This is a genomic window from Methylobacterium iners (assembly GCF_022179305.1).
GTDB lineage: Bacteria > Pseudomonadota > Alphaproteobacteria > Rhizobiales > Beijerinckiaceae > Methylobacterium > Methylobacterium iners.
In genome coordinates this window covers 1-20,967 of the sequence record NZ_BPQP01000031.1, presented here as the reverse complement: position 1 = coordinate 20,967, position 20,967 = coordinate 1, and the positions used below count along the sequence as shown (strand labels likewise).

Annotated in this window: 24 protein-coding genes and 1 tRNA gene; 20 read left to right on the top strand and 5 right to left on the bottom strand. The window is 69.1% G+C overall.

Annotated elements, in window-relative coordinates:
• The first annotated feature begins 73 nt into the window (after positions 1-73).
• Entirely contained in the window at positions 74-475 is a 402-nt protein-coding gene (locus tag MFF55_RS10920) for a YciI family protein (protein ID WP_238244117.1), read from the top strand.
• A complete protein-coding gene (locus MFF55_RS10915) occupies positions 472-1,737 on the top strand; it encodes an RNA polymerase sigma factor (protein WP_238244116.1) in 1,266 nt (421 codons plus the stop codon). Before MFF55_RS10920 ends, MFF55_RS10915 begins: the two co-directional genes overlap by 4 nt.
• 100 nt (positions 1,738-1,837) lie before the next feature.
• Here the strand turns inward: MFF55_RS10915 and MFF55_RS10910 are convergent, their stop codons facing one another.
• Entirely contained in the window at positions 1,838-2,026 is a 189-nt protein-coding gene (locus MFF55_RS10910) for a hypothetical protein (RefSeq protein ID WP_238244115.1), read from the bottom strand.
• 63 nt (positions 2,027-2,089) lie between these two features.
• On the opposite strand from MFF55_RS10910, the gene MFF55_RS10905 reads away from it, so the two are divergent.
• Both MFF55_RS10905 and MFF55_RS10900 read left to right on the top strand, forming a co-directional pair.
• Positions 2,090-2,500, top strand: a complete 411-nt coding sequence (locus tag MFF55_RS10905) for a VOC family protein (protein WP_238244114.1) — start codon at positions 2,090-2,092, stop codon at positions 2,498-2,500.
• Positions 2,501-2,530: 30 nt separating this feature from the next.
• A complete protein-coding gene (locus MFF55_RS10900) occupies positions 2,531-3,001 on the top strand; it encodes an SRPBCC family protein (protein WP_238244113.1) in 471 nt (156 codons plus the stop codon).
• 4 nt (positions 3,002-3,005) lie between these two features.
• On the opposite strand, the gene MFF55_RS10895 is transcribed toward MFF55_RS10900, so the two are convergent.
• Entirely contained in the window at positions 3,006-4,478 is a 1,473-nt protein-coding gene (locus MFF55_RS10895; protein WP_238244135.1) for a carbohydrate porin, read from the bottom strand.
• A 254-nt stretch (positions 4,479-4,732) separates the two neighbouring features.
• Between MFF55_RS10895 and MFF55_RS10890 the strand changes: the two genes are divergently transcribed.
• From MFF55_RS10890 to MFF55_RS10870, 5 genes are all read left to right on the top strand, one after another.
• Positions 4,733-5,752 carry a magnesium transporter CorA family protein gene (locus tag MFF55_RS10890; RefSeq protein WP_238244112.1) on the top strand — a complete coding sequence of 340 codons (1,020 nt, stop codon included), beginning with the start codon at positions 4,733-4,735 and terminating at the stop codon, positions 5,750-5,752.
• A gap of 285 nt (positions 5,753-6,037) precedes the next feature.
• Complete coding sequence (locus MFF55_RS10885; protein ID WP_238244111.1) at positions 6,038-6,775, top strand: CoA transferase subunit A; 738 nt, start codon at positions 6,038-6,040, stop codon at positions 6,773-6,775.
• A gap of 14 nt (positions 6,776-6,789) precedes the next feature.
• Positions 6,790-7,449 carry a 3-oxoacid CoA-transferase subunit B gene (locus tag MFF55_RS10880; protein ID WP_238244110.1) on the top strand — a complete coding sequence of 220 codons (660 nt, stop codon included), beginning with the start codon at positions 6,790-6,792 and terminating at the stop codon, positions 7,447-7,449.
• A gap of 143 nt (positions 7,450-7,592) precedes the next feature.
• Positions 7,593-7,985, top strand: a complete 393-nt coding sequence (locus tag MFF55_RS10875; RefSeq protein ID WP_238244109.1) for a hypothetical protein — start codon at positions 7,593-7,595, stop codon at positions 7,983-7,985.
• A 59-nt stretch (positions 7,986-8,044) separates the two neighbouring features.
• Positions 8,045-8,120: transfer RNA gene (locus MFF55_RS10870), tRNA-Ile, on the top strand.
• A 57-nt stretch (positions 8,121-8,177) separates the two neighbouring features.
• On the opposite strand, the gene MFF55_RS10865 is transcribed toward MFF55_RS10870, so the two are convergent.
• The 3 genes from MFF55_RS10865 to MFF55_RS10855 all read right to left on the bottom strand — a co-directional run bounded on the left by MFF55_RS10865 (position 8,178) and on the right by MFF55_RS10855 (position 11,045).
• Complete coding sequence (locus MFF55_RS10865) at positions 8,178-9,485, bottom strand: type II toxin-antitoxin system HipA family toxin (protein WP_238244108.1); 1,308 nt, start codon at positions 9,483-9,485, stop codon at positions 8,178-8,180.
• On the bottom strand, positions 9,485-9,739 hold the full coding sequence (locus tag MFF55_RS10860; protein WP_238244107.1) for a helix-turn-helix domain-containing protein: 255 nt from the start codon (positions 9,737-9,739) through the stop codon (positions 9,485-9,487). Before MFF55_RS10860 ends, MFF55_RS10865 begins: the two co-directional genes overlap by 1 nt.
• 184 nt (positions 9,740-9,923) lie before the next feature.
• Complete coding sequence (locus MFF55_RS10855) at positions 9,924-11,045, bottom strand: FAD-binding domain-containing protein (protein WP_238244106.1); 1,122 nt, start codon at positions 11,043-11,045, stop codon at positions 9,924-9,926.
• A gap of 180 nt (positions 11,046-11,225) precedes the next feature.
• On the opposite strand from MFF55_RS10855, the gene MFF55_RS10850 reads away from it, so the two are divergent.
• From MFF55_RS10850 to MFF55_RS10800, 11 genes are all read left to right on the top strand, one after another.
• Positions 11,226-11,789, top strand: a complete 564-nt coding sequence (locus MFF55_RS10850; protein ID WP_238244105.1) for a DUF6505 family protein — start codon at positions 11,226-11,228, stop codon at positions 11,787-11,789.
• On the top strand, positions 11,786-12,793 hold the full coding sequence (locus MFF55_RS10845; RefSeq protein ID WP_238244104.1) for a DUF6352 family protein: 1,008 nt from the start codon (positions 11,786-11,788) through the stop codon (positions 12,791-12,793). The genes MFF55_RS10850 and MFF55_RS10845 overlap by 4 nt, the downstream gene beginning before the upstream one ends.
• On the top strand, positions 12,790-13,314 hold the full coding sequence (locus MFF55_RS10840; protein ID WP_238244103.1) for a DUF3305 domain-containing protein: 525 nt from the start codon (positions 12,790-12,792) through the stop codon (positions 13,312-13,314). Before MFF55_RS10845 ends, MFF55_RS10840 begins: the two co-directional genes overlap by 4 nt.
• Positions 13,314-14,084, top strand: a complete 771-nt coding sequence (locus MFF55_RS10835) for a DUF3306 domain-containing protein (protein WP_238244102.1) — start codon at positions 13,314-13,316, stop codon at positions 14,082-14,084. The genes MFF55_RS10840 and MFF55_RS10835 overlap by 1 nt, the downstream gene beginning before the upstream one ends.
• A gap of 158 nt (positions 14,085-14,242) precedes the next feature.
• Positions 14,243-14,818, top strand: coding sequence for a TorD/DmsD family molecular chaperone (locus MFF55_RS10830; RefSeq protein ID WP_238244134.1), 576 nt, complete (start codon positions 14,243-14,245; stop codon positions 14,816-14,818).
• Positions 14,819-14,858: 40 nt separating this feature from the next.
• A complete protein-coding gene (locus MFF55_RS10825) occupies positions 14,859-15,092 on the top strand; it encodes a formate dehydrogenase (RefSeq protein WP_238244101.1) in 234 nt (77 codons plus the stop codon).
• Positions 15,093-15,099: 7 nt separating this feature from the next.
• Positions 15,100-18,042 (top strand): formate dehydrogenase subunit alpha, encoded by a 2,943-nt coding sequence (locus MFF55_RS10820; RefSeq protein ID WP_238244100.1) that lies wholly within the window; start codon positions 15,100-15,102, stop codon positions 18,040-18,042.
• Between the two features lie 15 nt (positions 18,043-18,057).
• Positions 18,058-18,654 carry a formate dehydrogenase FDH3 subunit beta gene (fdh3B, locus tag MFF55_RS10815; protein WP_238244099.1) on the top strand — a complete coding sequence of 199 codons (597 nt, stop codon included), beginning with the start codon at positions 18,058-18,060 and terminating at the stop codon, positions 18,652-18,654.
• Between the two features lie 36 nt (positions 18,655-18,690).
• Positions 18,691-19,737, top strand: a complete 1,047-nt coding sequence (locus MFF55_RS10810) for a formate dehydrogenase subunit gamma (protein ID WP_238244098.1) — start codon at positions 18,691-18,693, stop codon at positions 19,735-19,737.
• A gap of 50 nt (positions 19,738-19,787) precedes the next feature.
• Positions 19,788-19,988: a hypothetical protein gene (locus MFF55_RS10805; protein WP_238244097.1), complete on the top strand. Its 201-nt coding sequence runs from the start codon at positions 19,788-19,790 to the stop codon at positions 19,986-19,988.
• A 158-nt stretch (positions 19,989-20,146) separates the two neighbouring features.
• Positions 20,147-20,967: UDP-glucose dehydrogenase family protein (locus MFF55_RS10800; protein WP_238244096.1), on the top strand; the 821-nt coding region annotated here is incomplete at its 3' end.

The window sequence follows — 20,967 nt, the reverse complement described above, 5'->3', positions numbered from 1 at the left end:
CACGAAATTTTCGTGCGCCCCTGTCGGCTGCAGGCGTATCCCTGCGTCCTCGGGCGACACGGGAGGGGTCGGGATGCTCTACGCCATCCTCTGCTACAACGACGAGGACGTGGTCTGGTCCTGGAGCAAGGCCGAGGACGAGGCCGTCATGGCCCGGCTCGGCGTCGTGCACGAGCGGCTGACGCGGGAGGGCAGGCTCGGGCCGGCCCTGCGGCTCCTGCCGACCACGGCGGCCACGACGCTGCGCAAGTCGCAGGACCCGCCGCTCGTCATCGACGGTCCCTTCGCCGAGACGAAGGAGCAGCTGCTCGGCTTCTACCTGATCGAGGTCGCCGACCTCGACGAGGCGCTCGGGGTCGCCCGGGATCTGGCCGCGGCCAATCCCGGCGGGGCCTACGAGATTCGGCCCATCGCCCTCTACATTCCCGATGCCCGCGGGGGCTTGCCCGAAGCGCGCGAGGCCTCGCGGGCATGAGCGAGGCCGTTTGGATCGACGCCGCCCTGGTCGCGGCTCGCCCGCAGGCGGTGGGCGCCCTGCTGCGCTACTTCCGCGATCTCGACACCGCCGAGGAAGCGTTTCAGGACGCCTGCCTGCGCGCCCTGAAATCCTGGCCGGTCAACGGACCGCCGCGCGATCCCGCAGCCTGGCTCATCCTCGTCGGCCGCAACGCCGCCCTCGACGGCCTGCGCCGCCGGAATCGGCAGGACCCGCTGCCGGAGGACGCGGCGATCTCGGACCTCGACGACGCCGAGACACCGTTGGCGGAGCGCCTCGACGGCGCGCACTACCGGGACGATATCCTGCGGCTCCTCTTCGTCTGCGGCCACCCGGACCTGCCGCCGGCCCAGCAGATCGCCCTGGCGCTGCGCATCGTCTCCGGCCTCAGCGTGAAGCAGATCGCCCGAGCCTTCCTCGTCAGCGAGGCGGCGATGGAGCAGCGCATCACCCGGGCCAAGGCCCGGATCGCGGGCGCCGAGGTGCCCTTCGAGGCGCCGGGCCCGGCCGAGCGGTCCGAGCGCCTCGGAGCGGTGGCGGCGATGGTCTACCTCGTCTTCAACGAGGGCTACTACGCGGGCGACGGCTCGGTGCGCGCGCAGCTCTGCGACGAGGCCATCCGGCTCGCGCGCCTCCTCCTGCGCCTGTTCCAGACCGAGCCCGAGATGATGGGGCTGGCCGCCCTGATGCTGCTCCAGCATTCCCGCGCCGCCGCCCGGCACGATACGGACGGCGAGATCGTGCTCCTCGAGGATCAGGATCGGGCGCTCTGGGACGGCCGCATGATCGCGGAGGGCTTGGCCCTCCTCGACAAGGCCATGCGCCACCGCCGGCCCGGCCCCTACCAGATCCAGGCCGCCATCGCCGCGCTGCACGCCCGCGCCCCGCATCCGGCGGAGACGGATTGGGCGCAGATCGACGCGCTCTACGCCGCGCTGGAGCGGCTGCAGCCCTCGCCCGTGGTGACCCTCAACCGGGCGGTCGCGTTCGGCAAGGTCCACGGGCCGGAAGCGGCGCTCGCGATGATCGAGCCGCTCGACGCCCGGCTCTCGGGCTACGTCCACTTCTTCGGGGTGAAGGGCGGGCTGCTGCTGCAGCTCGGCCGGGCGGGCGAGGCGCGCGCCGCCTTCGACCGGGCCATCGCGCTCGCCGGCTCCGTCACGGAGGCCGCCCGCATCCGCCGCCACCTCGACGGCCTGATGCGCGCGCACACGCCGGCGGCGGAAGGGGAAAGGGTCTGATACGGTTTCCGGCTGGTCGCTTCGGGTTACTTCCGCCCTTTCCCGGACGCCTGGAGCGTCAGCGCAAGGCGATCCGGAATCCGGTGCAACAAAGGCCGCATCAGCGGCTCATGACCACGGCACGGAAGGTCGGGCGCTTCGCGACTTCCTGCGCCGGGTCCCGGATTGGGTTCCGCTTCGCTCCGCCCGTCCGGGAAAGGGCATGCGTGAGGCCACCATTCGAATTGACCGGAAACCGTATGCCCTCCAAGGCCAGCCGCAAGAAAATCTCGCCGCGATTGTCGGACATCGCGGCCCAGCTTCGTCTTGAAGGCGCGCGACCGAGAAAAGCTCAGCACGAGGGAGACCATCCATGACGACGCAGACCTACGCGGCCCCCGAGGTGAAGGGCGGCCTCGTCACCTACCTGACCGTCGACGGCGCCATGAAGGCCGCCGCCTTCTACGAGCGGGCGTTCGGCGCCACGATCGCCGCCGCCATGCCGGTGGACGATCAGGGCCGCACCATGCACGTCCACCTGCACGTCAACGGCTCCTCGCTGATGCTGAGCGACGCTTTCCCCGACCACGGTCATCCCTGGCAGGCGCCGCAGGGCTTCACGATGACCCTCATGGTGGACGACATCGATTCCCGCTTCGCGCACGCGGTCGAGGCCGGCGCCGAGAGCGTGATGCCGCCCTCCGAGATGTTCTGGGGCGACCGCTACGGCCAGCTGCGCGACCCCTTCGGCGTGCTCTGGGCCATGAACCAGCAGAAGCGCTGACCCCGCCGCTCGCCAGCCCGGAGACCTTCAATGACCGACGATCCCACCGAGAACCGCGAGCTCGTCCTGACCCGCCACATCGCGGCGCCGCCGGCGGCAATCTACCGGGCCTGGACCGATCCCGAGCTGCTCAAGCAATGGTTCGCGCCCCTGCCCTACACGACCCCCTTCGCCGAGCTCGACGTGCGGCCCGGCGGCGCCAATCGCATCGTCATGCGCTCTCCCGACGGTCAGGACATGCCGAACCGGGGCGTCTACCTCGAAGTCGTCGAGAACGAGCGCCTCGTCGTCACCGACGCGTTCACGGAGGCCTGGGTCCCCTCGGAAAAACCCTTCATGACCCTGATCCTCACCTTCGAGGCCGAGGAGGGCGGCACCCGCTACACGGCCCGAATCCGTCACTGGACGGTGGCCGACCGCGAGGCGCACGAGGCGATGGGGTTCCACGAGGGCTGGGGCGTCTGCGCCGAACAGCTCGCCGCCCTGGTCACGCGGGGCTGAGCGCTCAGTACCGGATGATCGCCCGCAGGCCGAACACCGCGGCGTTCTTGATCCGCCCGCCCTCGGGGTCGCGCGGGTTGGGGATGCCGCCGCTCGGACGAAAGACGTACTGGAAGTTCGGCTGCACCGTGATGCCGGGGCCGATTACGGCCTGGTAGGTCGCCTCGATTACCGCCTCGCTGCTGCGGCGCGGGCCGGCGACGCCGGTGAGGAAGATCGAATCCGTGTCGAAGCCCCGCGCGGCGCGGGAGATCCGCGACAGCGCGTAGGCGATGCCGACGGTGTCGTCGGAGCGGCCGGGCAGCAGGCCTTTGTAGGCGATGCCGGCATCGAGGTAGAAATCGAGGAGGTTGCGGTCGGTCGGCGAGCCGGACAGGCGCAGGAAGACACTGGCGCCGTCGTTCGGGTCGTCGGGCTCGCGGTAGATGGTCTGGTCGATGATCCCGTAGAGGCCGCTGTTGCCCCGGAAGCGGCGACCGACGCCGCTGGTGTCGGGGTCCGCGAGCGAGCGTCCGGAAAGATCGAAGCGGGGGCTGTCGAAGCGCCCGAAATGGTACCAGCCGCCGAGCGTCACCGTGCCCGGCTCGCCCGGATCGTCCCGCTCGATGTTGTAGGCGTAGGCCGCCTCCGCGATGACCAGCGCCGGATCGTTGGTGCGGAAGTTGGTGCCGGTGCGGTTGCGCCGCTGCGGATCGGGGTCGTTGTCGGGTTGCGCCCGGCCGGCCGGGTCCCCGTCGAAGACGCCGACCTGCAGGGAGAAGTTCGGGTTCGGCACGTATTTGGCGCGCACGGCCGGCACCGCGAGGGGATAGATCGGACCGCCGCTCGGGATGATGACGGCCATGATGTTGGGCCAGCCGAAGGTCGAGTTGATGAACAGGGTGCCGGTCTGGCTCACCGCGAACTCGGTGTCCGCGGCGAGCTGGCCGAACCGGATCCCGAGCTGCCCGTCGAAGAGCTTCTGCTCGAACCAGAGCTCGTAGAGGCGGGAAGAGGGCAGCGCCTCGATGGCGCTCACCGTGATGAAGTTGTTGACGTAGTAGCGCGAGATCCCGGTGCCGTGGATCTGGTAGAGGTTGGAGTGGATGGTGGCGCCCTGCCAGCCCATCAGGGCGTCGAGGTCGGCGTCGAACTGGAAGTCGAGGCGCCCCTCGTAGATGCCGCCGCGCCGCGAGCCGCCGGTGACGTTGCCGAAGCTCTCGCCGATATAGGTGAGGCTGTAGGTGATGCCGCGGCTCTTCAGGAAGGCGCGCAGGCCGCCGGGATCTCCGGCATCGCCCAGCTGATCCTGGATCGAGGTGTTCAGGTTCGCCGAGGGCTTGGCCGAGGCTTCGGGCTGGGCGACCGAGGTCTGCGGGTCGTTGCCGGCACCGCGGTTCGAGCCGATGCGTACGCCTTCCGCGGCGATCCGGGCCGCTTCCTCGGAGGGCGTCTGGGCGGCCGAGGGCTGGACCGCCATCGCCACGGCGAGCATCATGGCGGAGGTGCGCTGCAAGCGTTGCACCTGAGAGATCCCCCTGCGCCGGCGCGGCTTCGACGTCCTCGTCGTCACGCTTCCTATCCGGCTTTGCGGACGGCTTGGCAACCGACGGGCCGGGCCCGGGACCCGCAGCGGCGCGTCATCTTCCTGACATGTCCGACTGACACCGGCCGAAGGGTGCCTGGCACGATGATCGGGCCTGCGCGAGGCGGGGTCGAGCCTGTCGGCTTTCCGAGCTTGAGACTTCGCCGATGATGGACTTCTACGCCCTGCGCGACGACCGGCTGCTGCGCAACGCCACCCATTCGGACAAGGTCGGCGAACCCTCCGGCGGTGCGACGGTCCTGGCCTCCGCCGACGACGCCCTATGGATCGACCTTGTCGATCCGACGACGGAGGAGGAGAAGGGCGTCGAGCGCCTGCTCGGGCTTCAGGTCCCGACCCGGCAGGAGATGGCGGAGATCGAGGATTCGGCGCGGCTCTACGAGGAGAACGGCGCGCTCGTCATGACGGCGGTGGTGATCACGGGCATCGCCGAAGGCCGGCCGGCGCGGGCACCGGTGACGTTCGTCCTGACGCCGACGCATCTGGTGTCGGTGCGCTACGCCGACCCGGTGCCGTTTCGAACCTTCGAAGCGAAATGCCAGCGCCAGCCCGGCCAGCAGACCACGGGCGACCGTGTTCTGACCTCCCTCCTCGAATCCATCATCGAACGCGCCGCGGACGTGCTCGAATCCGTCCAGGCCGGATTGAACGACGTCTCCACCCGCCTGTTCATCGACGGTGCCGGGGTGCCCGGGAAGGCGCCCCCTGTCGCCGACGACCTGCAGAACACGATCAGGCTGCTTGGCCGTCAGAACCTGACATTGGCGATCCTGCGGGTAAGCCTGCTGTCGCTCGTCCGTCTGGTGCCTTACGTGAAGCAGGGTGCCGCGACCTGGCTGGCCGATGGCGGACCCGCCCGCCTGAAACAGCTCGACCGCGACCTGCGATCCTTGACCGCCTACGAGACCCAGCTGTCGGCGGAGATCGCATTTCTGCATGAAGCCACGATCGGCCTGATCAACCTCGAGCAGAACCGGATCATCAAGGTGTTCTCGATCGCGGCGGTTCTTTTCCTACCGCCGACGCTCGTCGGCACCGTGTACGGCATGAACTTCGAAAAGATGCCCGAGCTGAAATGGGAATATGGGTACCCGCTGGCGATATTCCTGATGGTCCTGTCATCCATCGCCCCCTATTATTATTTCAAGATGAAGCGCTGGCTTTAGGAATTCGAGCCTTTTACACCGCTTCGATAACTCTGGGTGGATCGCTGGACGATCAACGTCACGGAAAGATTGCCAGGCAGACCGTCGCGACTGTGACGCGAGGCGCCGCGCTACCGCGAGCCGGCCGTCTCACCTGAGTTGAACCGCCGTAAGCGCTTGCCCGCCGGGCCCTTCTGAACCAAAGACAGCGGCGCGGGGACAAGCCTGCCTGCGGACGGGCCGGCTGGCCTCGTCCCTGCGTCGGCGCGAAAAGTCCCTTGAGGACGGAGGCTCGAAGGAACGGCGATGAAGAAGGTACATTCCGACGCGACGGCCGCGCTCGCCGGGCTGCTCCAGGACGGCATGACGATCATGGCCGGCGGCTTCGGCCTCTGCGGCATCCCCGACGTGCTGATCGCCGCGATCCGCGATTCGGGGGTGAAGGAGCTCACCGTCATCTCGAACAACGCCGGCATCGACGGCGTGGGCCTCGGCGTCCTCCTCCAGACCCGTCAGATCGCGAAAATGATCTCGTCCTATGTCGGCGAGAACAAGGAATTCGCCCGCCAGTATCTCGGCGGCGAGCTGCAGATCGAGTTCAACCCGCAGGGCACGCTGGCCGAGCGCATCCGGGCCGGGGGTGCGGGCATCCCCGCCTTCTTCACCAAGACGGGCGTGGGCACGCTCATCGCCGAGGGCAAGGAGGTGCGGGAATTCGACGGCGAGGATTACGTGATGGAGCGCGGGCTCTTCGCGGATCTCGCCATCGTCCATGCCTGGAAGGGCGACACCGAGGGCAACCTCGTCTACCGGCGCACGGCGCGGAACTTCAATCCGATGATGGCCTCGGCCGCCAAGGTGACGGTGGCGCAGGTTGAGCACCTGGTGCAGCCCGGCGAGATCGACGCGGACTCGATCCACACGCCCGGCATCTTCATCAAGCGCATCATCCACGTGCCGAACCGCGAGAAGCGGATCGAGCAGCGCACCACCCGCCCGCGCAACGAGACCGCCCCGGCCGCAGCCGGCGGCGGCGCGATCTGATCAGGGAGACGATCATGGCCTGGACCCGCGAAGAGATGGCGGCGCGCGCCGCCCGGGAGCTCGAGGACGGCTTCTACGTCAACCTCGGCATCGGCATCCCGACGCTCGTCTCGAACTACATCCCCGAGGGCATGTCGGTGCAGCTCCAGTCGGAGAACGGCATGCTCGGCATGGGCCCCTTCCCCTACGAGGGCGAGGAGGACCCCGACCTCATCAATGCCGGCAAGCAGACGATCACGGCCCTGCCGACCACGAGCTACTTCTCCTCGGCCGATTCCTTCGGGATGATCCGGGGCGGGCACATCAACCTGTCGATCCTCGGCGCCATGCAGGTCGCCCAGAACGGGGATCTCGCCAACTGGATGATCCCGGGCAAGATGGTGAAGGGCATGGGCGGCGCCATGGACCTCGTGGCCGGCGTCAAGAAGGTCGTGGTGGTGATGGAGCACGTGGCCAAGGGCAAGGACGGCTCGGAGAGCCCGAAGCTGCTCGCCGCCTGCGACCTGCCGCTGACCGGCACCCGCGTCGTAGACATGGTCATCACCGATCTCGGCGTCTTCACCATCGACAAGAAGGGCGAGGGCGGCATGCGCCTGGTGGAGCTCGCCTCCGGCGTCACCGAGGCGGAGGTCCGCGCCAAGACTGAGGCCGCCTATTCGGTCGCCCTTGCCTGAGCCGCGCGCGGTTCGTTTCGGGACGATCCCGCCCTTCCGCGGGCGCGCATGGCTAAGCGGACGTTAAGCCGACTCGTCGAAACCTCGGCATCTCCGGGGGCGCCCGCCGCCCCCGGCCGTGTCGAGCCTGGCGAGGATAGCGTATGCGTGGTGTTCCTGCGTCGATGGACAACGTCGTGCCGTTCCGGCGCGCGGGGCATTCCGCCAGGTCCTCGCCGATCCTGCGCCAGGCGGGCTCGGCCGCCGCGCGCCGCGGCGACCAGCGCGCCCTGATGGACGCGGTCTACGCCACCGGGACGCTCGCCGTGGCGGCGGGCGACCGCGAGACCAAGCTCATCGCCTCCCGCCTGCAGGTCTACGGCTTCCTCGCCATCGACGAGGTCGAGGAGGACGGCGGCCACCGCCGCCTGCGCCCCTCCGAGGCGATCCGGGCGCGGGGCGAGCGGCCCTGGCGCCTCTCGAAGGCGAGCTACGGCGCGAGCCTCGCGGTGACGATCCCCGCCATCGACGATTTCCTGTTCGATCGGCCAGCCTGACTCCTCCGGGGTGACGGCGGCGGCGGGACGGATTACTGAACCTCGCCGCCCGCGGTGCCGGGCCCGTAGCTCAATGGTTAGAGCCGGCCGCTCATAACGGTCTGGTTGCAGGTTCAAGTCCTGCCGGGCCCACCACCTACCGGCCGGCGCGCCGGAATCCTCCGAACGCTGACTGCTTCTCGGATCGACGCGCTAGGCATCGCCCAGTAGCCGCGCTCGGTGCTCGATGGCCGCCATCACGGAATCGATAAGCTGAGTGGGGAAGCCCGAGGGAAGCTCCTCGACCGCGACGGCGGCCTTCGCCAACGCCGTTCCTGCGAGCTCCTGGAAGATGACACGCACCAGCGGGAATCCGACGCCTGCAAGGTCCGCCGTCTGCAGAAAGTGGCGCGGCAGGATGTCATGCACGCCGTAGTGCCGGTTCTTCCCGACGGACATCGCGAGCTTGAACGTCTTGGGCTGTATCCGCCCCGCATCCAGGCTCGGCTGGGCTGTCAGAACATCATAGGCAGGAGTCATCCGGAACCGGCCGCCCGGAGTGATGAACACGCTGAAGTTCTTTGCGTGCCCATCCGTCGCGCCGAGCATCCAGAAGATGACGTTGGCCCGCAGGAAGGTGGCGATGTCGGCCTCCGGAGTGTCGCTGCCTTTCAGGAGAGAGACCACGTCGCGGATGCCGGGGCCGCCGTCCGACTGATATTTGCGCGTCGGCGGCACCGACAACGCTTGGCAGCAATCCTCCTGGGGAAGGCGGAGCAATCGGCCGTCTCTCGCCCAGCGGCGATCGAAGCGCTCGACGACGAGCGTGCGCAGGCCTCCGAAATCCGCGATCTCCGCTCGAGCGGCCGGTACGCCCAGCGCCGCCATCAGCGTGAGGCAGAGATACTCGTTTTCGACGCTGTTCGAGAGGTCCACGCCGTTTGGCAATCGACCGATCTGTGGCTTGAGAATGTGCGTCGTCGGTGTTGTGCCGGTCGGCTTGAACCATTGGCCGTCTCGGCGGAGGAGCGCGGTCTTCTCCTGAGCGCCGGCGATGGAGATCCTGAAATCCTCATCCTGCCCGACGCCGAGCGGGGCAGTGGCGAGGTTGCCGAGGAGGTCGGCGATCTCGTCATCTGACACGGCTTCGCCGACGATGACGCCGACGGGGCCGGGATCGACGCCGTCCGGCAGGAACTGCAGAGCCCCGACGCAGTCGCGCCCCAACGCGGCGAGCATATTGTAGGCGTCGGTGCCCTCGGCTCCGACACGCTCGGCGACCCGGCGCCGGATCGGGTCGCTGTCGGGGAGGAGGTTGTCGAAGACATTGGTGACGGCGCCGCCGACGTAGCGGTCCTCCCGGAGCGGCAAGGACAGAGAAACGGGGAACGTGCCTCGCAGGTCGAGCCAATCGCGGGCGTACTGAAAATCGATGGCGCCGGTGCTTTCGCGGCGGAGGATGCCGACGAAGCGTCCATTCAGAAAGACGTTCAGTGGCCGATGCATCCTACGTCGAGACATCAGAAGAGATCCTCGATATCCGCATCGCTTCCTTGGCTGCGCAGCCGCACGACCAGTTCGAGATCGAGCGCTGAGAGCACTTCCATGAGGGTCCGGAGCTGGACGGCGGGCTCGCCCGCCTCGAGGCGAGAGATGGTGCCTTGCCGGAGGTGAATGCGGTCTCCCAGGCTGCCTTGGGTCAAGCCAGCCTGCTTGCGGGCGCGACGCAGGATCGCTCCGAGCTGCTTCTCGGTCCTGGCGATCTGCTCCCTCATGGCGACCTCAACTGGCGATATACGCATCTGCGCATAAAACCGAGATATACGCATTCGCGCATGAGGGCAATATATACGCGAGTCCGTCTGCTGTGGCCTGCCACCTTGCATCGCGAGGCCGCTCCGTCGGCTCAATTCGGGAACCAGCCGAGGACCACGCAACCGGAACGGATGAAGGGAGCGGCTATCGCACCTCGACCGCAGCGAGAATCTCCGGAATAGCCGCCTTGACCTGGAAGAACCCGCGGGTGGCGCGGGGCCAGATTAGGCGGTCCCAGTCTCGCTGGACCCTTGCGCAGGGCGGCAGGGCTGCGGCCGAGGGGCCAACGGGGGCCCAGGCCGCGACGACCGGCAGCGTTCCGGCCCAATCCGCCTCGACGGGGCCGGCCGGGCAACCGAAATGCGCGGCCGCCCGCGCCAGGGCGTCGTCCATCGCCTCGCGATCCGCGCGGCGCACGCGCTCGACCGCGCCCGCCGCATGCGACAGGAGGCCGCCGACCCGCACCACCTCGGCGCCGCCGAGCGGCAGACTCTCGGGGTGGAGGTCGTCGAGGTGGAGCAGCAGGGCGACCTGGCCCGTGGGGACGGGATCGGTGGGTCGAAGCCGCGTCGCCGGGGGCGATTCGGGCTCCCGCAGGGCCTCCGCATCCTCGTCGAGGCCGGCGGGATCGAAGCGCCCTTCGGTGTAGCGGCGGATGTTCTCGCGCCGGGCGAGGTAGTGCTTGCCGCGGGTGTGGAGACCGCCGACCCAGCGCCAGGACAGGGTGTTGCTCGCCGGGTCCCCGTCGACGAGGTGCTCCAGGAAGAACGCGGCGCCCAGCGCCCAGGGCAGGCGCAGGGTGAAGATCCAGATCGAGGCGAACCACATCCGGGCGTGGTTGTGCAGCCAGTTCGTCTCGACGATCTCGCGCGCCCAGTCGTCGAACCCGTCGATCCCGGTGCGGCCCTCGACGGCGCGCTCGTAGGTCCTGCGCAGGCCGGATTCCGCGGCCAGTCGTCGATGCCCCTCGGCGACCAGCCCCTCGTACTGCGTCCACAGCGCGGGACGGGTTTCGAGGTGGCCCTTGAAGTAGGTCCGCCAGAATACCTCCTGGACGAAGCGCTCCGCCCCCTCCGGCCCGTGCGCGGCGAGCGCGGCCGCGACGACCTCCTGCTCGGTGATGAGCCGGCGGCGCAGGTAGGGCGAGAGGGCCGAGGTCGACGCCTCCTGGTCCGGCCCCCGATCCGTATTCCGGCCGCCGGCATAGGCCGCGCCCATATGCTCGGTGAAGCGGGCGAGGCGGTCGAGCCCGGCGGCGCGGGTCATGGGGAAAGTGCGATCCATGCCGGCGAGATAGGGCGCCGTGCCGGCGGGGTCCGGCCGAGACCTCCGGCCTGCGCCGCGACCGAAGGACAGGCGTGCGCGCGATCACGCCTGCGTGACGGGCCGACGCGGCAGGCTTATGATGTGGCGAAGGCCGCCGCTCGCGGCTCTTCCGGAGACCGAATGCCCCACTTGAAGCTGCCGCGCACGCTTCGCCTCGACCCGTCCGACACCTTCGTCTTCGAGCACCCGGCCGAGCCCGGCGAATGGGCGGTGACGGGCTCGTTCCTGTTCTTCGACGTCGAGGCGGGGGACCTGACGGGCAAGGCCCAGGCCGCGTTCCGGTCCGCCTTCGTCGGAGTGACCTCGCTCGGCTTCTCGACCCTCGTGGTGGTCAGCGAGGTGAGCGAGGCGGAGCGGGAGGCGGCCGTGGCGACGCTCGCCCGCCATATCCACGAGCGCCTCGGCGCGCCGGATCAGGAGGCCGCACTCGCCGCCGCACGGGAGGAGATCGCGGTGGCGGCCTCTCTCTGCGCGCCGGAGGTCGGCACCGTGCTCGCGATGCACCGCACGGTCGAGGCGGGCGAGATCCGCGAGGCCTTCCGGACCCTGCGGCCGCGGGAGGGCATCCCGGGCGCGGACCGGCTGCACGCCCATGCCCGCGCCTTCCACTTCGTCGAGACCGACGAGGAGGAGCCGGAGGAACGGGCCGACCTGATCGGCCTCCTGAAGGCGGGCCCGCGATGAGGGAATTCTGGGTCGCGAGCGGGCACCACCTCGCCGGTCGCACGGAGGGCGGCGGCCTCGCCGTCACCGACGAACTGATCCTCGCCTACCTGGCAAGGCCCGAGCTGGTGCCGCCGGAGGAGGCCTGCCCGGCCGAGCGCGACCTGCACGCGACGCTGCTCGCAGAACCGCGCCGGCCCGTCGCGCCGGAGGAGGTCGCGGGTCTGGCCGATTCCGATGCCCGCGAGAACTGGGCGATGATGCTCGCCTTCCGCGAGCGGCTGCTCGCCGCCCGCTCCGTCGAGGCGGCGTATCTCGATCTCGTCCGGAACGGGCTCAAGGGCACGCCGCCGCTCTTCCTCAACCAGCTCGTCCACCTCATCCTGCGCAACGCGCTCGACGGCTGCGAGGACCCCTACGTGCTGCGGGCCGGCGAGCTGTTCTTCCGGACTCAGCGCGTGTCGTTCCACGAGGGCCGCGTCCTCCTGGCGGATGCCGAGGTGATCGAGGCGCGCGAGGCCGGCGGGCAATCGCCGCTGCTCGCCATGTTCGGCCACGAGCCGGCGAGCGAGCTCGACGTGCTCGTCGACGAGAACGCCTGGAGCTACTGGAGCCGCTCGGACGCCCATTCGATGGTGCTGGATCTCGGCGCCAATCCCCGCAGCCGCGAAGGGCTGGCGCGGGCGGTGGAGGCCTGGATCCGCCACCTCCTCAACGCGGAATGCCGCGTCGAGCCGATCCTCGCCATGGAGGACCCCGATTGGCGCTGGTTCGTCGGCCTCGACGCTGAGGCGACCCGGATCGGCAACGCTCTCTGGAACGGCGAGGCCCTCGACGCGGCGGTGCAGTCGCGGCTGCTCGCCCTGTTCCGCCTCGCTTTTGCAGACGGAACGCCGGTGGACCCCAGGGCGGCCGGGCGGCCCGTGTACCTGCTGCTCGCCATGGATGCGGACAAGCGCGTGACCCTGAAGCCCCAGAACCTCGTGGCGGGCCTGCCCCTCGTCGCCGGAGGGCAGAGCGCGTGAGCGAAACCCAGAGCCCACCGGATGACGGCTTCACGGTCGGCATCATCGTCGCCAAGCGCAGGCTCAAGGGCATCTGGGCGAGCCATGCCTGGCTGCCCGTCGCGGCGCTGCCGGCCGTGCCCGCGGCGGCGCCCTGGACCAGGCTCTCGGCGAGCGAGGACGAGGAGACCTTCTACGCCGGCGCCTACGAGGTGACGCTGCACCCGGCCGAGACCTCGCATTACCGCGACAACCTCGTCTCCGGCCGGCCCTCGCTCTGGATCGCCCTCCGCTCCACGGGGGGCGAGGATTACGAGATCGCGGCGGTGACGGCCGACCCCTACGAGGGCGAGGCGATGGCGGAGGGAATCGGCGAGATCGTCGAGGCCGTGCCGATGCCCGCGGAGGTCCAGGCCTGGGTCGCGGCCTTCTTCGACAGGTTTCACGTGGAACGTTCCTTCCACAAGCGCAAGCGCGACCGTGCCGACCCGGAGGCGCTCGCCCGCCAGGGCATGGGCACCCGCCGGAAGGAGGAGCCGTGATGAGCGACGGGTTTCTCGGCCGCTGGTCGCGCCGCAAGCGCGAGATCATCGAGGCGGAGGGCAAGGCGCCCGAGGTCGCGGCCCCCGACGCGCCCCTCGAGGAGGGTTCCGAACCCGATGCGGAGACGGCCGAGGCGATCGCGGCGCTGCCTCCGATCGAGAGCCTGACGGCGGAATCGGACATCGGCCAGTTCCTGCGCGCCGGCGTTCCGCACGTGCTGCGCAACGCCGCCCTGCGGCGGATGTGGTCCCTCGACCCGAGCATTCGGGACTACCTCTGCGAGGCCCGCGAGTACGCCTATGACTGGAACGTCGTCGGCGGCGTGCCCGGGCAAGGTCCCCTGCTCCCGACGGACGACGTCGAGGGGATGCTCCGCCAGGTCTTCGCGGGGACGGACGTGATCGAAGAGGTCGAGCCTCAACCCGTTGCGGAGGGGGGGATCGAGAGCGCGGAGCCTGCTGGGACGGCTGGGACGGAGACCGAGGTCTCACGGTCGTCAGGCATCTCAGCCGAGGACCATCGCGAACACCTCCAGAGCGCCCGTCAGGTCGAGCGCGGGTCCCCTCTCCTAGGGGGAGAGGGACAGGGTGAGGGGGGTGCGCTTACCGGAGAGTTCGCTCCCCTCGCCCCAGCCCCCTCCCCGTGGGAGGGGGAGCCCGTCTCGGTTCCCGCGCAGGGCGGCAACGCCGTTCGTGAGTCCGGTCCGGCCGAGACCGGCACGCCTGAACCGGCCCGGGTGCGGCGACATGGCGGTGCCGTGCCGATTTGAGCCGTTAAAAACTGGATTGCGCACCTCCCGATCCCGGCTATGATGACGGGAACGTGAGCAAGGCCCCGCGAAGGGGCGCGAGGAATGTGATGCGTCCGCTCGAGTTGGTTCGCGACATCGGGTGCGAGGGCGTGTCGGGTGCGAGTTCCCAAACGCCGATGATCGACGAGATCGACGCGCTTCGATCCCGGCACTACGACCTTCTCGCGGCCATCCTGGGCCGCACGCCTTCGCAGGAGATCCTGGACCAGCTCGCCGGCCTCCGGGGCGATGCGAGCCCGCTGGGCCAGGCCTGCACCGCGCTGGCTGCGGCAGCCGCGGACGCGAGGGTCCACGCGGTCGAGCGGGAATTCTTCGATCTATTCGTGGGCGTGGGGCGCGGCGAGCTCGTGCCCTTCGCCTCCTACTACCTGACGGGCTTCCTGAACGAGCGGCCGCTCGCCCGGGTGCGGGACGACCTCGCCCGGCTCGGTCTCGAGAGCACGGGCGGCATGAGCGAGCCCGAGGATCACATCGCCATGCTGCTCGAGGCGATGGCGGGGCTCGCCTCCGGCCGCTTCGAGGCGGAACCCGGCGTCGACCGCGCCTTCTTCGAGCGGCACCTGAAGCCCTGGGCCGCCCGCTTCTTCGCGGATGTGGAGGGGGCGAAGGCCGCCCGCTTCTACCGCGCCGTCGGCGGGCTCGGCCGCGCGTTCATGGATATCGAGGCCGAGGCCTACGCCCTCGACGCGTGACGATCGCGTGCGAGGGGATTGCGGATTGGGAGGGACGAGGATGTCAGAGGATCGGCAAGGGGATCGGAAGGACGGGCTGGGCCGGCGCCAGTTCTTTCGCGCGCTCGGCGGCGGATCCGTGGCCGCCGCGGCGGCGATCGCGACCCAGCCGATGACCGCGACGAGCGCCCAGGCCTACGACCCCGGCGCGGACGAGACCAAGGCGCGGTACCGCGAGACCGACCACGTCAAGGCCTTCTACCGCAGCAACGGCTACGAGACCCTGAAGAAGTGAGAGCGCCATGCTGATCAAGCGCAAGAGCGGCGGCCCGAGCCGCACCGGTTCGGGGATCGTGGCAGGTCATCAGGCGCCGGCCGCCGTCGACCGCCGCGCCTTCCTGAAGCAATCGGGTCTCGTGGCCGGCGGCCTCGCCGCGGCCGGGTCGATCCAGCTCGGCGCGATGCGCCAGGCGCAGGCCGCCGGCGCCTCGGTGAGCGGCGAGGCCGTCGCGATCAAGAAGAACATCTGCACCCACTGCTCGGTGGGCTGCACGATCACGGCCGAGGTCGTGAACGGCGTCTGGGTCGGGCAGGAGCCCTCCTACGCGAGCCCGATCAACCGCGGCACGCATTGCGCCAAGGGCGCGGCGATCCGCGAGCTCGTGTCGAGCGACCGGCGCCTCAAGTACCCGATGAAGATCGTCGACGGGCAGTGGACGCGCATCTCGTGGGATCAGGCGATCAACGAGATCGGCGACAAGATCACCGCGCTGCGCGACCAGCACGGGGCCGATTCCGTCTACTGGCTCGGCTCGGCCAAGTTCACGAACGAGGCGGCCTACAAGTTCCGCAAGCTCGGCGCCTTCTGGGGCACGAACTCCGTCGACCACCAGGCCCGGATCTGCCACTCGACCACGGTGGCGGGCGTCGCCAACACCTGGGGCTACGGCGCGCAGACCAATTCCTACAACGACATCCGCAACGCCAAGACCATGATCATCCTCGGCGGCAACCCGGCCGAGGCACACCCGGTGGCGCTCCAGCACGTGCTGTCGGGCAAGGAGATCAACCGGGCCAACGTGATCGTCGTCGATCCGCGCTTCACCCGGACGGCGGCCCACGCCACCGATTACGTCCGCATCCGCTCAGGCACCGACATCCCGGTGATCTGGGGCATCCTCTGGCACATCTTCCAGAACGGCTGGGAGGACAAGGAATTCATCGCCCAGCGCGTCTACGCGATGGAGGACGTCCGCAAGGAGGTCGAGAAGTGGAACCCTGAGGAGGTGGAGCGGGTCTCCGGCGTGCCGGGCGAGCAGCTCAAGCGCGTCGCCAAGCTCTTCGCGACCGAGAAGCCTGCCACCCTGATCTGGTGCATGGGCGCGACCCAGCACACGGTCGGCACAGCCAACGTGCGCGCGCTCTGCATCCTGTGCCTGGCCACCGGCAACGTCGGCAAGCCGGGCACCGGCGCCAACATCTTCCGCGGCCACACCAACGTACAGGGCGCGACCGACCTCGGCCTCGATGTCACGACGCTGCCGCTCTATTACGGCCTCGTCGAGGGCGCCTGGAAGCACTGGGCCCGCGTCTGGGACGTGCCCTACGAGTGGCTGCAATCGCGCTTCGACGAGGTGCCCGCCAAGGACGGACGCAAGGGCAAGACCCGCAAGGAGAGCATGGAGGCGCCCGGCATCACCTCGACGCGGTGGTTCGACGGCGTGAACCTGCCCGAGGACAAGATCGACCAGCGCACCGGCATCAAGGCGATGATGGTGTTCGGCCACGGCGGCAACACCGTGACCCGCCTGCCGGAGGCCGTGAAGGGCCTGGCCAAGCTCGACCTCCTCGTCGTCGCCGACCCGCATCCGACCACCTTCGCGGCGCTCGATGCCCGGCGCGACAACACCTACCTCCTGCCGATCGCGACCTCCCTCGAGATGGAGGGCTCGCGCACGGCCTCGAACCGCTCGCTGCAATGGGGCGAGCAGATCGTGAAGCCGGCCTTCGAGTCGAAGAACGACTACGAGGTGATGTACCTGCTCGCCAAGAAGCTCGGCTTCGCGGAAGCGATGTTCAAGCACGTCAAGGTCGAGAACAACGTGCCGGCCGCGGAGGACATCCTGCGCGAGATCAACCGCGGCGGCTGGTCGACCGGCTATTGCGGCCAGTCGCCCGAGCGGCTGAAGGCGCATATGCGCAACCAGCACAAGTTCGACCTGATCACCCTGCGCGCGCCCAAGGACGATCCCGAGGTGGGCGGCGACTATTACGGCCTGCCCTGGCCGTGCTGGGGCAAGCCCGAGCTTCGGCACCCGGGCTCGCACATCCTCTACAACACGAACCTGCACGTGAAGGACGGCGGCAGCACCTTCCGGGCGCGCTTCGGCGTCGAGCGCAACGGCCAGACCTTGCTCGCCGAGGATTCCTTCACGAAGGGCTCGGACCTGACCGACGGCTACCCGGAATTCACGATGGCCGTGTTCAAGAAGCTCGGCTGGGACAAGGACCTGACGGCCGAGGAGATGGCGACGATCACCAAGATCGGCGGCAACAACATCGACGCGGTGAGCTGGGCGACCGACCTCTCGGGCGGCATCCAGCGGGTCTGCCTCGACCACGGCGTCATCCCGTTCGGCAACGGCAAGGCGCGGGCGAATGCCTGGAACCTGCCCGATCCCGTGCCGGTGCATCGCGAGCCGATCTACACGCCGCGCCCCGACCTCGTGGCGAAGTACCCGACGCGGCCCGACGACCGCCAGTTCCGGATGCCGAATATCGGCTTCTCGGTGCAGAAGGCGGCCGTGGAGAAGAACGTCGCCCAGGACTTCCCGATCATCCTCACCTCGGGCCGCCTCGTCGAGTACGAGGGCGGCGGCGAGGAGACCCGCTCGAACCCGTGGCTCGCCGAGCTGCAGCAGGACATGTTCGTCGAGATCAACACCGGCGACGCGACCGAGCGGGGCATCAAGGACGGTCAGTTCGTCTGGGTGACCGGCCCCGAGAACGGGGCCAAGGCGAAGGTGAAGGCCCTCGTCACCGACCGCGTCGGCAAGGGCGTCGCCTTCATGCCCTTCCACTTCTCGGGGTGGTACCAGGGCGACGACATGCGGAAGTTCTATCCCGAGGGCACCGATCCTGTGGTGCTGGGGGAGAGCTCGAACAACACCACGACCTACGGCTTCGATCCTGTGACGGGCATGCAGGAAACGAAGTGCACCCTCTGCCAGATCCGGGCCGTCTAAGGAGATCTCGTCGTCATGGCTCGCATGAAGTTCCTCTGCGACGCGGATCGCTGCATCGAGTGCAACGCCTGCGTCACGGCCTGCAAGAACGAGCACGAGGTGCCCTGGGGCATCAACCGCCGTCGCGTCGTCACCCTCAATGACGGCAAGCCCGGCGAGCGCTCGGTCTCGATGGCCTGCATGCACTGCACCGACGCGCCCTGCGCGGCGGTGTGCCCGGTGAACTGCTTCTACACGACGGCCGACGCCGTGGTGCTGCACTCCAAGGACATCTGCATCGGCTGCGGCTACTGCTTCTACGCCTGCCCGTTCGGCGCGCCGCAATATCCGAAGGTCGGCAACTTCGGTTCGCGCGGCAAGATGGACAAGTGCACCTACTGCGCCGGCGGCCCCGAGGCCGACCTCTCGACCGTAGAGTACGAGAAGTACGGCTCGAATCGGCTCGCCGAGGGCAAGCTGCCGCTCTGCGCCGAGATGTGCTCGACCAAGGCGCTGCTGGCCGGCGACGGCGAGATGATCGCCCAGATCTACAAGGAGCGGGTGGTCAAGCGCGGCTACGGCTCCGGGGCCTGGGGCTGGAAGACCGCCTACCGCGAGACCGTCGCGATCTAACGCCGGCCGCAGGTCAGATTTCGAGAGGGAATGCCGATGGCGCGGGTGTCAGGACTCGTCAGGACCGGGATCGTAGCGCTCAGCCTTTGGGCGGCGGGCGCCTTAGCGCCGAGCTCCGCCCAGATGACGAAGGACGGCTTGAACCCGACGGGCGCCAACCCGACCGCCAACTCCGTCAACGAGGAGTTCCTGTTCAAGCAGGAGCCCAAGATCGGCGGCCGGGTCAGCATCCCCGATCAGAAATCCGCGAACCTCATCCAGCCGCAGGGGCGCGAGTACCGGGCTTTCCGTGAGGATTACCTGCCCTGGATCGGCGGCATCGCCGTGCTGGGCATCCTCGGCCTGCTCGCGACCTTCTTCCTGCTGCGGGGGCGCATCCCGCTGGACGACCCGGGGCCGGACACGGGCAAGAAGATCCTGCGCTTCAACAGCTTCGAGCGCTTCGCGCATTGGATGACGGCGACCTGCTTCATCATCCTGTCGCTGTCGGGCCTGAACTACATCTTCGGCAAGCGCCTGCTCATGCCGCTGATCGGACCGGAAGCCTTCGGCGCCCTCGCGCAGTGGGCGAAGTACGCCCACCTCTACCTCGCCTGGCCCTTCATGCTCGGCATCGCGATCATGCTGGTCGTCTGGGTGAGGGACAACATCCCCGAGAAGCTCGACTGGGAGTGGATCAAGGCCGGCGGCGGCCTCGTCGGCCGCGGCCATCCGCATGCGCGGCGCTTCAACGCCGGTCAGAAGGTGGTGTTCTGGATGGTCGTCGGCTTCGGCGCGGCCATGAGCGTCACGGGCCTCGTGATGATGTTCCCCTTCTCGGTCACCGACATTAACGGGATGCAGGTGACGCAGGTGATCCACTCGCTCATCGGCGTCGTGTTCATCGCCGGCATCCTCGCCCACATCTACATCGGCTCGATCGGGATGGAGGGCGCCTACGACGCCATGGGCAGCGGCAAGGTCGATCTCGGCTGGGCCAAGTCGCACCACGACCTCTGGGTCGAGGAGCAGCAGGCCAAGACCGCGAGCGGGCCTCAGGTCGGCAAGCGCCCGGTCAGCCCTCACCAGGTTCCGGCGGAATGAGCGGCGCCCGGCCGAACTCGGTCGGGCCTTGAGACAGTCAGGAGTGTGCGATGAAGGTCTTCCTCGTGTCCGTGATCGCCGCCGTCGCGCTCGCGGTCGCGGCCTCGTTCCTCCTCAACGAGAACCAGAAATTCGCCTACGAGGCCTACGCCACCTCGGGCGCCCGCGTGTCCCACCCGGGCAGCAACCTCGTGGGCCCGCAATGGTCCGGCAATGCCGGCGGGGCGGAGCACAAGTCCCACGGCTCGTGAGCCGCTGCCGGCCCTGTCATCCAGCCTTCGCATCCCCGCTCCATCGCTGAGCGCCTGTCGGCGCGGACGTTCCGCGCGCGGCGTTTCGATGGCATAGGGCCTGTCGGGCGTCCTGCCCGCCGAGACGGCGGGCCGACGCGGAGCGGGATGGCAATCGCATGAAGATCGCGATGATCGGGTCGGGCTATGTCGGCCTGGTGTCCGGGGCGTGTTTTGCCGATTTCGGGCACGTGGTGGCCTGCGTCGACAAGGATCCCGACAAGATCGCCGCGCTCGAGGCCGGCCGCATCCCGATCTTCGAGCCGGGCCTCGACACGCTGGTCGCCGACAATGTCCGCCAGGGCCGGCTCACCTTCTCCACCAACCTACCCCAGGCGGTCGCGGGCGCCGACGCCGTGTTCATCGCGGTCGGCACGCCGTCCCGCCGCGGCGACGGCTTTGCCGACCTCTCCTACGTCCACGCCGCGGCCCGCGAGATCGGGCAGGCGCTCACCGGCTACGCGGTGGTGGTCACCAAGTCGACCGTGCCGGTCGGCACCGGCGACGAGGTCGAGCGCATCATCCGCGAGGTGCGGCCCGAGGCCGAGGTCGCCGTGGTGTCGAACCCCGAGTTCCTGCGCGAGGGCGCGGCGATCGCCGACTTCAAGCGGCCCGATCGCATCGTCATCGGTGCCGAGGGCGCCCGCGAGGCGGAGGTGATGCGCGAGATCTACCGTCCGCTCTACCTCAACCAGGCGCCGATCCTGGTGACGGGCCGGCGCACGGCCGAGCTCACCAAGTACGCGGCCAACGCCTTCCTGGCCACCAAGATCACCTTCATCAACGAGATCGCCGACCTCTGCGAGCAGGTCGGCGCCAACGTGCAGGAGGTCGCCCGCGGCATCGGGCTCGACAACCGCATCGGCGCGAAGTTCCTGCATGCCGGGCCGGGCTACGGCGGCTCCTGCTTCCCCAAGGACATCCTGGCGCTGGTCAAGAC